This window comes from Escherichia sp. WS1368, assembly GCF_046487485.1.
Lineage (GTDB): Bacteria > Pseudomonadota > Gammaproteobacteria > Enterobacterales > Enterobacteriaceae > Escherichia > Escherichia coli.
Genome location: NZ_JBJQJI010000001.1, coordinates 1,067,431 through 1,081,435 on the forward strand (window position 1 = coordinate 1,067,431; position 14,005 = coordinate 1,081,435).

13 protein-coding genes are annotated in these 14,005 nt (G+C 53.0%); 4 read left to right on the forward strand and 9 right to left on the reverse strand.

Annotated features, from left to right (window positions below; translation table 11 throughout):
* Positions 1-10 precede the first annotated feature (10 nt).
* The 5 genes from ACJHYD_RS05225 to nemR form a co-directional block, all read right to left on the reverse strand.
* Positions 11-4,627 carry an ATP-dependent helicase gene (locus tag ACJHYD_RS05225; protein ID WP_001551164.1) on the reverse strand — a complete coding sequence of 1,539 codons (4,617 nt, stop codon included), beginning with the start codon at positions 4,625-4,627 and terminating at the stop codon, positions 11-13.
* Between the two features lie 92 nt (positions 4,628-4,719).
* Entirely contained in the window at positions 4,720-5,367 is a 648-nt protein-coding gene (gene rnt / locus ACJHYD_RS05230; RefSeq protein WP_001282281.1) for a ribonuclease T, read from the reverse strand.
* Positions 5,368-5,469: 102 nt separating this feature from the next.
* On the reverse strand, positions 5,470-5,877 hold the full coding sequence (gene gloA / locus ACJHYD_RS05235) for a lactoylglutathione lyase (RefSeq protein ID WP_001237796.1): 408 nt from the start codon (positions 5,875-5,877) through the stop codon (positions 5,470-5,472).
* An 80-nt stretch (positions 5,878-5,957) separates the two neighbouring features.
* Positions 5,958-7,055: an N-ethylmaleimide reductase gene (gene nemA / locus ACJHYD_RS05240; RefSeq protein ID WP_000093589.1), complete on the reverse strand. Its 1,098-nt coding sequence runs from the start codon at positions 7,053-7,055 to the stop codon at positions 5,958-5,960.
* Between the two features lie 36 nt (positions 7,056-7,091).
* Entirely contained in the window at positions 7,092-7,691 is a 600-nt protein-coding gene (nemR, locus tag ACJHYD_RS05245) for a DNA-binding transcriptional regulator NemR (RefSeq protein ID WP_001032943.1), read from the reverse strand.
* A 102-nt stretch (positions 7,692-7,793) separates the two neighbouring features.
* On the opposite strand from nemR, the gene ACJHYD_RS05250 reads away from it, so the two are divergent.
* The 3 genes from ACJHYD_RS05250 (at position 7,794) to sodC (ending at position 9,580) form a co-directional block, all read left to right on the forward strand.
* Positions 7,794-8,033, forward strand: coding sequence for a DUF1289 domain-containing protein (locus tag ACJHYD_RS05250; RefSeq protein WP_000840481.1), 240 nt, complete (start codon positions 7,794-7,796; stop codon positions 8,031-8,033).
* A gap of 48 nt (positions 8,034-8,081) precedes the next feature.
* Positions 8,082-8,978: an aldo/keto reductase family oxidoreductase gene (locus ACJHYD_RS05255; protein WP_000250656.1), complete on the forward strand. Its 897-nt coding sequence runs from the start codon at positions 8,082-8,084 to the stop codon at positions 8,976-8,978.
* 80 nt (positions 8,979-9,058) lie between these two features.
* Positions 9,059-9,580: a superoxide dismutase [Cu-Zn] SodC gene (sodC, locus tag ACJHYD_RS05260; protein ID WP_001298528.1), complete on the forward strand. Its 522-nt coding sequence runs from the start codon at positions 9,059-9,061 to the stop codon at positions 9,578-9,580.
* On the opposite strand, the gene ACJHYD_RS05265 is transcribed toward sodC, so the two are convergent.
* Genes ACJHYD_RS05265 through ACJHYD_RS05275 form a run of 3 tightly spaced genes read right to left on the reverse strand, consistent with a single transcriptional unit; the run spans position 9,581 to position 12,689 of the window.
* On the reverse strand, positions 9,581-11,593 hold the full coding sequence (locus ACJHYD_RS05265; protein ID WP_109553729.1) for an FUSC family protein: 2,013 nt from the start codon (positions 11,591-11,593) through the stop codon (positions 9,581-9,583).
* Positions 11,593-12,450, reverse strand: coding sequence for an HlyD family secretion protein (locus ACJHYD_RS05270; RefSeq protein WP_001300356.1), 858 nt, complete (start codon positions 12,448-12,450; stop codon positions 11,593-11,595). Before ACJHYD_RS05270 ends, ACJHYD_RS05265 begins: the two co-directional genes overlap by 1 nt.
* Positions 12,451-12,452: 2 nt before the next feature.
* Complete coding sequence (locus ACJHYD_RS05275) at positions 12,453-12,689, reverse strand: DUF1656 domain-containing protein (protein WP_000670998.1); 237 nt, start codon at positions 12,687-12,689, stop codon at positions 12,453-12,455.
* A 200-nt stretch (positions 12,690-12,889) separates the two neighbouring features.
* Here ACJHYD_RS05275 and slyA point away from each other — a divergent pair, with 200 nt between their 5' ends.
* Positions 12,890-13,324 carry a transcriptional regulator SlyA gene (gene slyA, locus ACJHYD_RS05280; RefSeq protein ID WP_000445640.1) on the forward strand — a complete coding sequence of 145 codons (435 nt, stop codon included), beginning with the start codon at positions 12,890-12,892 and terminating at the stop codon, positions 13,322-13,324.
* 46 nt (positions 13,325-13,370) lie between these two features.
* Here slyA and slyB read toward each other — a convergent pair whose 3' ends face one another.
* A complete protein-coding gene (gene slyB, locus ACJHYD_RS05285; protein WP_000597196.1) occupies positions 13,371-13,838 on the reverse strand; it encodes an outer membrane lipoprotein SlyB in 468 nt (155 codons plus the stop codon).
* Positions 13,839-14,005 lie beyond the last annotated feature (167 nt).

Sequence of the window (14,005 nt, forward strand, 5' to 3'; positions counted from 1 at the left end):
AGTTCTTTATCTATCCCCAATCCAGCCCTTGTGGCGAACTTGAAAATCCCGCCTCACGCAGCAGCGTAAACATCGGCGTTTGCCGGACCGGTAGATCATTCACTTCTGTTAGCGTAAAGCGCAGCCGTGGTTCGCGACGCAGTGCGGTGGTCAGCGCCTGGAAAATTTCTGGGGCGAGTAATTCATCTTTTTCCTGCCAGACCAGCATTTTTTTGCCGCCTTGCGCCAGATAGAGTAACAATTTGCCGCCAGAAACGACCACCAGCGCACCCGCCCGACGCGTTGGAACCAGCGTTGCCGGATGTGCAGGCCAGGGCAGAAGATTTCCCCACACATTAGCCGGATCGTTGGCGGAGAGCGCCACTGGTGTATAGTGGCGCGTTTGCGTGGCTTGTGTCGCCAGATCGCGCAATCGGTCAATAGTCAGACGTTCAGCGAATTGCGCACTCCCCAAACCTTCTACAAAACGACCTCGCATAATTCGCCCGGAGTCTTCCATACTTCGACAAAGCGTTTGCATCGATGGAAACCCGCCAGGGATATTTTCGGCTATCACCGCCTGACGACTGATGATGCCGTAGCGGTCGAGCATATTTTCCGCCAGCGCCAGCATCCTTTCGGTATCGTTTAGTGGCTCCACCTGCAATAACGACCAGCGTCCGGCCAGCTTTGGTGTGTTGTAAGATACCCGCGGCGAGACGGGTTGTGCATAGACAGGACGCCCACGACGAGCCCGGTGACTGCGGCGAGTTGAGGTGCGCGCGTTGGAACTGCTGCGGGTGAGGGCGCGTAACGGTGCCCAAATATCGCTGGTGATGACGCCTTGCCAGACCAGCGCCCATAACGCCTCTTGCAGTGCCGAGGGATCAACCGATTCGCCGATTTTATCGCGTATCCGTTGGCTGATTTGTTGTGCAAACCAGGCTCCTCCGTCAGCCAGAACCGTGACTATCGCTTGCTGCAGTGCCGAACGATTCGCCTGATTCGCTTCGGCGGGAGTGAACGATTCTGCAGCATATTCCTGTAGATGCAGTGCCACCAGGCCGTCATCTTCACCCAGTTTTTTTTGCCCCGACCAGATAACCGCACCGGTTGCCAGTAATTCATCGAGCATTTCTGGCGAATAGTCGCGTACGCGGGCAGGCAGGATCTGGCTTTCCCAGAGTGAGGCGGGTAAACCGACTCCGGCAAGCTGTTCGATCACCCGCATGACGCCATCCACGCCCTCATAAACGCCTGGCGATGTTGAGGCAAAGAGTGCCGGGCTACCATCGGTGGCGGGTAATACGCCCTGACGTTCCAGCAGCAATCGCGCATAGGTCGTGGCCGCAACGGGACGTGTCGCTTCTCTGGCGGCTTGCAGCGAGCGCAAACGCAGACGACGAAATACTTCACCGCTCACCCAGATGTCTTGTTGCAGATTCATCACCAGCCCCTGTTCGCGCAGTTGCTGAAGTTGCTCTTCGACAATGGCAATACCGAGACTAAACTCATGAGCCAGTTGTTCAGACGTGACCAGAGCATGAGCCCGGAGATAGCGCAGAAAGAGGTCGCGAAGCGGGTAACTGACTCGGTGCAAATCAATCTCTGGCAGTGACTCTGGTAGTCGTACGCCGAGAGCATCGCGCAGCCTGGCGGCATCATCCATACAGGCAAGACGCTCCTGCCCGCTAATCATCGTCCGGAAGATTCGTTTTACTGCAAGAAGATTTTCCAGATACGACGCAATCTCTTCACTGCTGCCTGTATGCCGTTGCACCAGGTCTTCAACGGTCATTGGCCCCAGTTCGCGCAGCAGGTCGAACAATCCTTCTTCACCTTTCGCTCTTCTGCCAGGAGCCAGTCGTTGCAACTCTTCTTCCACCTGGCGAATGACCTGCGGGTCGAGTAATTCCCCCGGATCGACCTGTCCGAGTAGATTGCGCAGTAACTCGCTGTCCAGCGACAGTACGGATGCCCGGCGCTCTGCCAGCGGGGCGTCGCTCTGGTACATAAATTCCGCGACATAGCCGAACAATAAACTAGCGGCGAAAGGCGAGGGCGTAGTGGTCGTGACATCGGATATTTGAATTTCGCCACCGTTCAGGCGACGCATCAAACGTTCCAGCGCGGGAAGATCATAAACATCTTGCAGACATTCGCGTAGGGTTTCGAGAATGACCGGAAAATCCGGATATCCCTGAGCGATTTCCAGCAACTGACTGGCGCGCAGCCGTTGTTGCCAGAGCGGGGTGCGATGGCCCGGCGTGCGGCCCGGCATTAATAATGCCCGCGCGGCGCATTCGCGAAAACGGGCGGCGAAAAGTGCCGAGCTGCCTACCGCCTCGCGGACAATTTGCAGCAACTTTTCTGGTTCAAACAAAAAAATCGCGGCATCGGGCAATTTACCATCGGTGTCAGGAATGCGCGCAACAATGCCGTCATCACTGGCAACCACAGACGCGTCAGCGCCCCATAGTGCATGTATTCGCCCGGCAATCGCCAGCGCCCAGGGTTCATGCACCCGTCTTCCATAGGGAGAGTGCAAAATAATACGCCAGTCACCAATTTCATCACGGCACCGTTCGAGGACCAGATGACGACTCCCCGGAACGATGCCCGTCGCGTTGCGCTGCTCGTCAATCAACCCCTGAATATTGGCGATCGTATTTTCTTCTGCCAACCACGGGGGAATAGTCCCGGAAAAGAACGCGCCATCCGCCAGTAAATGGAGAAAATCGCCGATCATCTCGCCTAATTCTGCCGGACGTCCGTTACCTTCACCACGCCAGAAGGGAAGGCGGGCAGAACGACCCGGAGCAGGAGTCACAATCACCTGATCGCGGGTGATTTGCTGGATCCGCCATGAGGTAGCGCCGAGAGTGATAATGTCGTTCACCCGCGACTCATATACCATCTCCTCATCCAGTTCACCCACCCGCCGCGAACCGGCCTGTTCTTCACCTTCGGGTAATAACACGCTATACATGCCACGATCCGGAATGGTGCCACCACTGGTAACCGCCAACAGCTGAGCGCCAGGTCGGGCGGTCAATATCCCGGTCTCCCTGTTCCAGACCAGTTTTGGTCGAAAAGCAGAAAAATCGCCAGAGGGATAGCGCCCGGAAAGCATATCCAGCGTGGCGTCAAAAACACGTCTTGGCAGATCTTTCCACGGTGCGGCACGGCGTACGCGGGAGTACCATTCGTCTGCCTGTAATGCATCCATCGACGCGGCGGCAACGGTTTGCTGCGCAAGGACGTCGAGTGGATTATGCGGTGGTGTCAGGTTTTCCAGCCTGCCTGCGAACATACACTCAACAATGACTGCGGAATCGACTAAGTCACGCCTGGTTCGGGGGAAAAAAAGCCCTTTGGAGATACCTCCTACCTGGTGTCCGGCACGTCCAATGCGTTGTAACCCACTGGCAACAGAAAGCGGCGTTGCCACCTGAATCACCAGATCCACCGCGCCCATATCAATCCCCAGTTCGAGACTGGAGGTTGCGACCACGCAGCGTAATTCACCCGATTTCAGCGCCTGTTCGGTTATTGCTCGTTGTTCTTTAGAGACGGAGCCGTGGTGTGAGCGGGCAATAAAAATGTCGCTACTTTGTACACGGTTAGAGGTTGCGCCGGAGGTCGACTCGAAATGGGCCGCATCAACGGCGATAGACGGGGAACGCTGTAAGCGTGCGGCGTAAAGCTCATTCAATCGTGCCGTCAGTTTTTCCGCCAGCCCGCGTGAATTAGTAAAGACAATGGTCGAGCGATGGCGCAACACTTCATCAAGGATACCCGTTTCAATATATGGCCAGATGGAGCCTTCCCGGCCGGCATGGCTGTCTTCGCCGGTGCCGCTGGCGACCGATGAGACATCATCCATATTGGCGACCGGTACGACAATTCGTATCTGCGGATGGCGCATTGCGGGCGGGTTGACTACCGTAACCGGGCGATCGCCGCCAAGAAATGCTGCCACATCGCTGGCTGAACGCACAGTGGCAGAAAGGCCAATTCGCTGTGCTGAGGTGTGGAGCAGCGCATCGAGCCGCTCCAGACTTAACGCCAGATGCGCACCACGTTTACTGCCTGCTACCGCGTGGACTTCATCAATAATTACCGTTTCGACGCCGCGTAGCGTTTCGCGCGCGCGGGAGGTCAGCATCAGATAGAGTGATTCGGGTGTGGTGATCAGAATATCCGGCGGATTACGGGTGAGTTTGCTGCGTTCCTGTGCAGGCGTATCGCCAGTACGGATCCCCACGCGAAGATTGACTTCCGTTTCGCCGCGCCGCCGCCGTTCATCGGCAATACCCTGTAACGGGATCTGCAAGTTGCGCTGAACGTCGGTGCCAAGGGCTTTTATCGGTGAAATATAGAGGATGCGTGAGGTTTTACGTTTATGCGCCTCGCGGGTATCTTCGCCGCCTTCGCGGAAGAGCTGATCGAGGGCGTAGAGAAATGCTGCCAGCGTTTTCCCGGAGCCAGTCGGTGCAATCACCAGCGCATGTTCGCCTCGCGCCGCTACATGCCAGGTTTGCGACTGGACAGCGGTCGGCTGTTTAAAGGCGCGAAGAAACCAGTCGCGGGTTGCCGGTGAAAACACGTCCGGCAGGGGCGATGAAAGGTTTGGATTATCTGCCATTAACGCTATTCCCCGTGAATATCATGCATGATGCGTGGAATAGCCTCACTATAGATGCCTGAACCATTGCATGTCATCAGGCATCGACTCGATTACACCTCTTCGGCGGCAGGTAGCGGCCAGCCTCCCAGACGTTTCCAGCGGTTGACGATTTCACAAAACAGCACAGCAGTGCGTTCGGTGTCGTACAGCGCGGAGTGCGCCTGGGTGCTGTCGAAGTCCATGCCAGCGGTCTGGCAAGCCTTTGACAATACGGTTTGTCCGAGTGCCAGCCCGGCAAGTGCAGCAGTGTCAAAAGTGGCGAAAGGGTGGAACGGGTTACGTTTCAGTGAGGCGCGTTCTGCGGCGGCCATCATAAAGCTGTGATCGAAATTGGCGTTGTGCGCCACCATAATGGCGCGGTTACAGCCGCTCGCTTTAATGCCTTTACGTACAACTTTAAAAATTTCGTGCAGCGCCTCGTATTCGCTGACCGCGCCGCGATCGGGATCGTTCGGGTCAATGCCGTTGAAGGCGAGGGCCTCTGGCTGCAAATTTGCGCCGACAAATGGTTCGACGTGGAAATGTAATGTGGTGTCCGGCATCAGCCAGCCTTGTTCATCCATTTTCAGGGTGATGGCGGCAATCTCAAGCAGCGCATCGGTTTTGGCGTTAAATCCGGCTGTTTCAACATCGATCACAACAGGATAAAAACCACGAAAACGGTCGCACAGACCGGTAAGTTGAGCGTTATCGGACATCTGATTCTCTTAATACGGATAAATTGCAGCGCGCATTATGACAAATATTACTTGTCGATGCAGTAAAGATGCGGGCGCGATGAGTTCACGCCCGGCAGGAGATTAGTTGCCCAGACCGCGACCAGCGTCTTTCTCTTCGATTAATTCAATTTTGTAACCGTCCGGATCTTCCACAAACGCGATAACCGTAGTGCCGCCTTTTACCGGACCCGCTTCACGGGTGACGTTACCGCCGTTCTGACGGATTTTTTCGCACGCTTCAGCGGCGTTATCAACGCTAAGCGCGATGTGACCATAAGCAGTGCCGAGTTCGTATTTATCCACGCCCCAGTTGTAGGTCAGTTCAATCACCGCTTCTTCGGTTTCCGGGCCGTAGCCAACAAACGCCAGTGAGTATTTGTATTCCGGGTTTTCGCTGGTACGCAGCAGTTTCATGCCCAGCACTTTGGTATAAAAATCGATGGAGCGTTGCAGATCGCCAACGCGCAGCATGGTATGAAGAAGACGCATCTTTTTATCCTCAAAATGGCTAACAGATTCAAAATGTTGTTTTAGTATAGCGGCGGCTTTGCGCCGCTCGCAATGTTGGATTACAGCGTCGGGTAATCCGTGTAGCCTTCCGCACCGCCGCCATAGAAACTTTCAGCACGCTGTGGATTAAGCTCAGCTTTGCGCTGCAAGCGGGCGACCAGATCCGGGTTCGCAATCCAGTCACGACCAAATGCCACCGCATCAATTAACCCTTTGCCAATCAGCGTTTCGGCTTTTTCTACCGTGTATGCACCTGCGCCGATAATCGGACCGTGGAAACGGGCGCGTACTTTTTCGCGGAACGCATCAGTATACGGTTCACCTCCCGCCCAATCTGGTTCTGACATATGCAGATAAGCAATGCCGCGTTTACCCAGTTGTTCAATCAGATACAGTGCATCGGCTTCTTCATTCGGGCCGTTATCCGTGTTCTGGAAAGTACCGATTGGCGAAACGCGAATGCCAATGCGATCGGCCCCCCATTCTTCAATCCCTGCATCGACCACTTCCAGCACCAGACGTGCGCGATTTTCCACGCTGCCGCCGTACTGATCGGTACGATGGTTTGAAGAAGGAGAAAGGAACTGATGCAGCAAATAACCATGAGCAGAGTGGAGCTCTACCAGATCAAAACCGGCTTCACGCGCGTTAGCAATGGCCTGACGGAAATCATTGACGATACCCGGAATCTCTTCCAGTTCAAGCGCACGCGGCATGGATGTTTCAACACGGATCGCCTGACCATTTTCATCGCGCAGAGAAGTACGTGTTCCCGCGCTAAGTGCGGAAGGCGCTACCGGTGCCTGACCGCCAGGTTGCAGGCTGGCGTGAGAAATGCGTCCGGTGTGCCACAGCTGTACGGCCATATGACCATTTTCAGCATGAACGCCAGCGGTAATTTTTTTCCATGCGGCAATTTGTTCCGGACTATGGATGCCAGGTGCACCAGCATACCCTTTTGCCTGGGCAGAAATTTGCGTGGCTTCGCTAATAATCAAACCGGCACTGGCACGTTGGCGATAGTATTCCGCCATCAACGGGGTAGGGATGTCACCCGGTTCAATACTGCGCAGACGCGTCAGCGGTGCCATAAAAATACGGTTTGCCGCCGTGATCGCGCCCACTTTCAGTGGGGAATACAGTTTTTCAGATGACATAAAGGCTCCCGGTCGTCTGGTGATAAAAAATGCCTGCTAAACGGCAGGCGTCGCAATAATGGTTTTTACATGTGCCAGCGCGTTTTCCAGTGGCTCGGAATTGCGCGAAATTTTGGCCTGCAGATTCGCACCCAGCCATAGTGCGTAAAGCACTTGTGCCTGTTGCAGCGGTTCGCCACAAAAGGTTAAACAATGGCTATCACGGCCATTTTCCAGCGCCTGCGAGAGCAGAACGATCACGCCGCGAGCGCCTTTATCCATCGCGCTACGCATATCTTCTGACAGATCGCACACTTCGGCAGAGAGTTTTACTGTCAGGCAACCACTGATGGTTCCATGTTGGCAAAACTGGTTCAGTGTTTGCTGGTAATAAGCCAGTATGCGGTCGCGGTAGTTACCTTCGCCGGATTGCAGCAACTCAGTCAGTCGCTGGTGATATGCGGCGTAATGGCGCTCAAGCATGGCAACGCCAAACGCTTCTTTAGAGCGAAAGTAGTGATAGAAGGACCCTTTCGGCACTTCAGCAGTTTTTAGTAATTCGCTTAGCCCCATCCCGGTGAATCCACGTTGCAGGCAAAGTTGCTCGCCCGTCGCCAGGAGATGTTCGCGAGTATCATGTTCGGTGTGTTTGTTCATGCGTTGGAGTGTAGTAGACCAGTCGGTCTAGTGCAAGCAAAGTTGCTACTTTGGGCATTAACAGCTTCAATAATGGTAATAATCTTATTTGAGGAGGGCGAAGTGGCGGAGCAATTAGAGTTTTTTCCCGTCCAGAGCCCGTGCCGGGGAATTTGCCAGTCTGACGAACGCGGGTTTTGTCGCGGCTGTTTTCGTAGTCGGGATGAGCGTTTTAACTGGAATAAAATGAGCGATGGCGAAAAACAAGAGGTGCTGCGCCTTTGTCGGCAGCGATTAATGCGCAAATTACGCGCAAATAAGCCAGCGTCATCAGACGAACCGGAGCAACCATCACTCTTTTGAGCCTAATCTTGCGTATACTCCTCTCATATCTGATAAGAGGAAGCGATTATGGTTCAGCGTATTACTATTGCGCCGCAAGGCCCGGAGTTTTCCCGTTTTGTGATGGGCTACTGGCGATTGATGGACTGGAATATGTCCGCCCGCCAGCTGGTCAGTTTTATTGAAGAGCATCTGGATCTCGGCGTGACCACCGTGGACCATGCTGATATTTATGGTGGCTATCAGTGCGAAGCGGCGTTTGGCGAGGCACTGAAACTGGCACCTCACCTGCGTGAACGGATGGAAATCGTCAGTAAATGCGGTATCGCGACGACCGCGCGTGAAGAAAACGTCATTGGTCATTACATCACTGACCGCGATCACATCATTAAGAGCGCCGAACAGTCGCTAATTAATCTCGCGACCGATCATCTGGATCTGCTGTTAATCCACCGACCAGACCCGTTAATGGATGCCGATGAAGTGGCGGACGCGTTTAAACATCTGCATCAGAGCGGCAAAGTGCGTCATTTTGGCGTATCGAACTTTACGCCTGCGCAATTTGCGCTTTTGCAATCACGCCTGCCGTTTACCCTTGCCACTAATCAGGTGGAAATATCCCCGGTACATCAGCCGTTACTGTTGGATGGCACGCTCGACCAACTGCAACAACTGCGTGTTCGTCCGATGGCGTGGTCCTGCCTTGGTGGTGGTCGTCTGTTTAATGATGATTATTTCCAGCCGCTGCGTGATGAACTGGCTGTGGTGGCGGAGGAGTTAAACGCGGGCTCGATTGAACAGGTGGTTTACGCCTGGGTATTACGTTTACCGTCGCAGCCGCTGCCAATTATCGGCTCAGGTAAAATTGAGCGCGTACGGGCAGCTGTCGAAGCTGAAACACTGAAAATGACCCGTCAACAATGGTTCCGTATCCGTAAAGCGGCATTGGGTTACGACGTACCGTAAGCACTTTTAGGAATAGCCGCCGTTCAAAAATGTGTCACTGGTTTACACTTATTCAGGAATGCACAATGAACGGAGGTCCTATGAAACGTTTTAGTCTGGCCATTCTGGCGCTGGTTGTTGCGACCGGCGCACAAGCTGCCAGTGAAAAAGTCGAGATGAACCTCGTCACGTCGCAAGGGGTTGGGCAGTCAATTGGTAGCGTCACCATTACTGAAACCGATAAAGGTCTGGAGTTTTCGCCCGATCTGAAAGCATTACCCCCCGGTGAACATGGCTTCCATATTCATGCCAAAGGAAGCTGCCAGCCAGCCACCAAAGATGGCAAAGCCAGCGCCGCGGAATCCGCAGGCGGGCATCTTGATCCACAAAATACCGGTAAACATGAAGGGCCAGAAGGTGCCGGGCATTTAGGCGATCTGCCTGCACTGGTCGTCAATAATGACGGCAAAGCTACCGATGCCGTCATCGCACCTCGTCTGAAATCACTGGATGAAGTCAAAGACAAAGCACTGATGGTCCATGTTGGCGGCGATAATATGTCCGATCAACCTAAACCGCTGGGCGGTGGCGGTGAACGCTATGCCTGTGGTGTAATTAAGTAATTAAGAGGCCAGCGTACCTTGCGGTGGTGCTTGCTCAAGTTGCGAAAGCGAGCAGTACAGCCGCCAGACAATTGCCGCCAGCTCACGGGCGGCAGGTTGATGATGGCGGGCAAGGCTGTCGCAAATCCGCTGTAATTCTTCAAGTGTGGCCGCCAGTGATTTTTGCTGAACGCCACGCTCACTCATCACTCCGCGCAACAGTGAAATACAGTTATCCCGTACTCGTGATAACGGATCGGAACGCGATTCCCAGTCGCGTAATTGCCAGACAACATGAGAACAGTTCAGCAGCACTACACCCCAGCGTAATAACCAACGGCGAGCCAGCGCATCCTGGCTGTTACTCAACTGACTGACGTGATGATAAGTGAGCGATTCAAATTCGCTTTCACTCAGTGTTGGATGGCGGCTTAGCTGATCGACAAAATCCCGGCGCAGCGCGCGAATATGACGACGGCTTTTACGAGCACCCGACCCTGGACGCAAAATGGCGAACGCTAACCACGCCAGCGCAACGCCAACGATTTTTGCCAGATTATCGTTAAGAAAATCAGCAAAATCATACACCGGGGGATTAGTGACAGCGATAAACAAACCCATAAAAACAATCAGTTGCCCCCACAGTGCGGCAAATTTGGGCATCTGCAATTTAAGAAGCTGCATTGTCGCCAGCAGTGGAAAGAGAAACAGTAAAAATTGCCACAGATCGCTAATCTGGACCATCAGGCCAAATTTGACCACAAAGCTGAATAGCGAAAGTAACACCAGAGTGCGCATCAGTAGTGACAACGACTTAAACGGTGCTGCGACGGCGGAGTAGAGTACGCAGCTAATTGCTGCCAGCGTTAATGCATTGGCACCGGCATCCCATTGCGAAGCAATACTCCATGCGCCAATCATCATCAACGTACAAAATGTACGCAGTCCGCTCCACATAGCTTCGGCGTTATCGGTATGACGAGCCAGGCCGGATGTCCGTGGGAGTCTGGTATGATCATCCACACCGCTTTGCAGACGATGTAATTCCTGACTACTTTGCAGATAAAGGCGGCAAAAATAACGTAGTCGCTGCCAGAAGGCGACGTGCCGGTAGTCGGCGACGTTGGTCGGGCGTAGCGGGGCGATAATACGTGCGACGGTGTAAACATCTGTTTGCGAACTGGCGAGCGCCGTCAGCAGCTGTTCGAGAATTTCTCGTGTGGCACATGGCGGTGAGGGCCAGTTGAGCAACATACGTCGCAGGCTGGAGATGACACTGGTCATACGTAATTGCTGGTGGAGCAGCGCATTAAGGCGTGCGTTTTGCTGGCGAAAACGATAGTGGCTCCAGAAAGCCTGGATACGGAGCAAATTCATGGTCAGTATCTGTCCAATCACCCCCTCATGTGCTGCACGAATGGCATCGGTTGTTTCAGGCTGCCAGAGTAAACTGGCATGTTCCAGTAATCGGGCGTGCATGTTTTTCAATGCGGTTAAAAGGGCAGTAGCATCGGAACTGCTCGGCAGGATCATCATCATCATGCCGCCGCACAAAATACCGACAATCACCTCGCAAACGCGCGCCTGAGCGATATCCCACAGCTGGCTGGCCTCAGTAATATTAACCATCGGAAAGGCGATGATGGCAGCCGTGTAGCCCGCCAGTTGAAATGCATACGCGACATTATTCGTGAAGTGCGCACAGGCCCAGGTACAAAAGCCAAGCCACGCCGCCATGCTCAAAAGAAAAAACCACGGCTCATTGAGCGTATGTCCGGCAAGAAGCAGTGCCGCAATGGCTCCGAGCAAACTGCCAGCGATGCGTCCGAGGCTTTTGCTGATGACACCGCCAACGGTGGGAAAGCTAACCACGGCAGCCGAGGTCATCGCCCAATAGGGTTCATCCAGATTTAAATAATAGGCAACCGTCAGCGCCAGACACATGGCAATGGTATTGCGTAACGCATAACGCCATTGCGCCAGCGTGGCCCTGAACCAGGGCAAATTGCGCAAGGACCATGACGATGCGTTCATTATTGACCTACGGCAATGCTACAGGTGGTGCCCGACACCAGCGTGACATCGCCTGGGACTTTATCCAGCGCAAAGCGGACGGGAACGCGTTGGGCAAGTCGAACCCAGGGGACGTTAGGTTTCACATCCGGAATAAGGCTTGAGTCACTTTCAACGCTCTGATCATAAATCGCCCGACCGATACTGGAAACGTGACCCTGTAACGTTTTGTTATCACTATAGAGGGTAATTTGTGCTGGTGCACCTTCGCGGATATGGCGCAACTTGGTTTCTTCAAAATAACCAATGACGTAAAACGAGTGGCTGTCGACAAGGGCAAACAGCGGTTTCCCGGTGTCAGCGTAATCGCCGATGCGGGTAGTGAGGTTAGTCACCCATCCACTCACCGGGGCGCGAATTTCCGTTTGCGCCAGTTGCCATTGTGCCTGTTTCAGCGTCGCCTGTGCGGCATCAACACTGGCCTGCATCGCTTTAACATTGAGGTTAGCGGTATCGAGTTCTTCGGCAGAAATAAAATTTTGTGAGAGATGACGACGACGATTCGCTTCGTTATTGGCTTTTGCGAGGTCAGATTGCGCTTTCGCCAGCTGAGCCTGTGCGTTCAGCTCGGCGATCTGAAAGGGCGTTTTATCGATCGTGAGCAGAAGATCCCCCGCGTTAACCAGTTGGTTGTCTTTTATATTCAGCTCAACAATACGTCCCGACACCTGAGGGGTGATAGAAACCTGTTCAGCGCGTATTTTCCCGTCGCGTGTCCACGGAGATTGCATGTAATAATTCCACAGCCACCATCCGGCAAGAACCGCAACTACCGCTACAATGATTGTTGAGAAATACTTAATTGTTTTAATTGACATAGTTACCACGCAATCAGTATTGCCAGGGCAAGGCAAACGCAAATCGCAAACAGCGATAAATCCATTAACAAGGGATGCCAGATGTCACCGGCGTAGATCCAGCCACGAAGCAGGCGGTGTACGACAAGCCAGATGACGAATCCAAACGCGAAGGCTTTGAAAAACGGAGGAAAGTAGACGGACGCACCGAACACCAGATCTTGTAAGGGCAATCCTGTTGCATTGAGCATAAACTTCACAAAGTAGATTCCTTTACGACCGAATATATTGCGTTAGATTAATAAATATTCTTTAAGTGCGAAAAATTTACGCGCAATTTCTGAAAAATATGTCTGACGGTAACCAAATGCAGCAATACATTTGTTTTAGCAATACAATTGCTGCACACTATTCTAAAAGCCGCATAATATCTTAGCAAGCTAATTATAAGGAGATGAAATTGGAATCGCCACTAGGTTCTGATCTGGCACGGTTGGTGCGCATATGGCGTGCTCTGATAGACCATCGCCTGAAACCGCTGGAGTTAACACAAACCCATTGGGTTACGTTACACAATATCCATCAGTTACCTCCAGACCAGTCGCAAATTCAACTGGCAAAAGCGATTGGCATCGAGCAGCCATCACTGGTCCGTACTCTGGACCAACTGGAAGAAAAAGGGTTAATTTCGCGTCAAACTTGTGCCAGCGATCGTCGGGCTAAACGTATTAAACTGACGGAAAAGGCAGAGCCGCTGATCAGCGAAATGGAAGCTGTTATTAACAAAACCCGCGCGGAAATTTTACATGGCATCTCCGCAGAGGAACTGGAACAACTGATTAAGCTCATCGCAAAACTTGAGCATAATATCATTGAGTTACAGGCCAAAGGGTGAAATGAAGGGGGCGTGTGGTCAGTAACCTGACCACACGCAAACTTATTTAGCGCGGGGAAACGGTCACCTGACTGCCATTGCTGGCCAGTACGACACGTTGGCCCGGAGAGAAACGAGTGTTGCCTTGTTTCTGTACCACCATGATGGTATTACCATCGTCTTTACGAATTTCCAGCTCGACACCCTGCGTTTTGTTCATTGCACTCTGTACGCCCTGACCGGCTACGCCACCTGCAACAGCACCTGCTGCAGTAGCCAGAGAACGCCCGGTTCCGCCACCAACAGTATTCCCCAGGAAACCACCAAGAACAGCACCGCCAATTGCGCCGATAACGTTGGAATCATCACCGCCCTGAATCTGTACCGGACGTACGTTAACGATGGTGCCATAGCTGACATTCTGTACTTGTTTCGCTTCAGAAGCGGTATAAACATCCCCTGACAGGGTGTCGTTATTAACACAACCGACAAGAGACAGACCTACCATTGAAACAACCAATACGCGTTTAATCATTGAAAAATCTCCTGTTCACCATGAAACGCCACGCAAGCATCCCTCATGGTCAAAGTATATGGCATATGTGAATCCATGGTTACATGTTCTACCAAATATGAGCAAATCATAATGAAAGTAGGATCAACCAATTATAAACAAAATATTCATGATGATTATTGATTTGA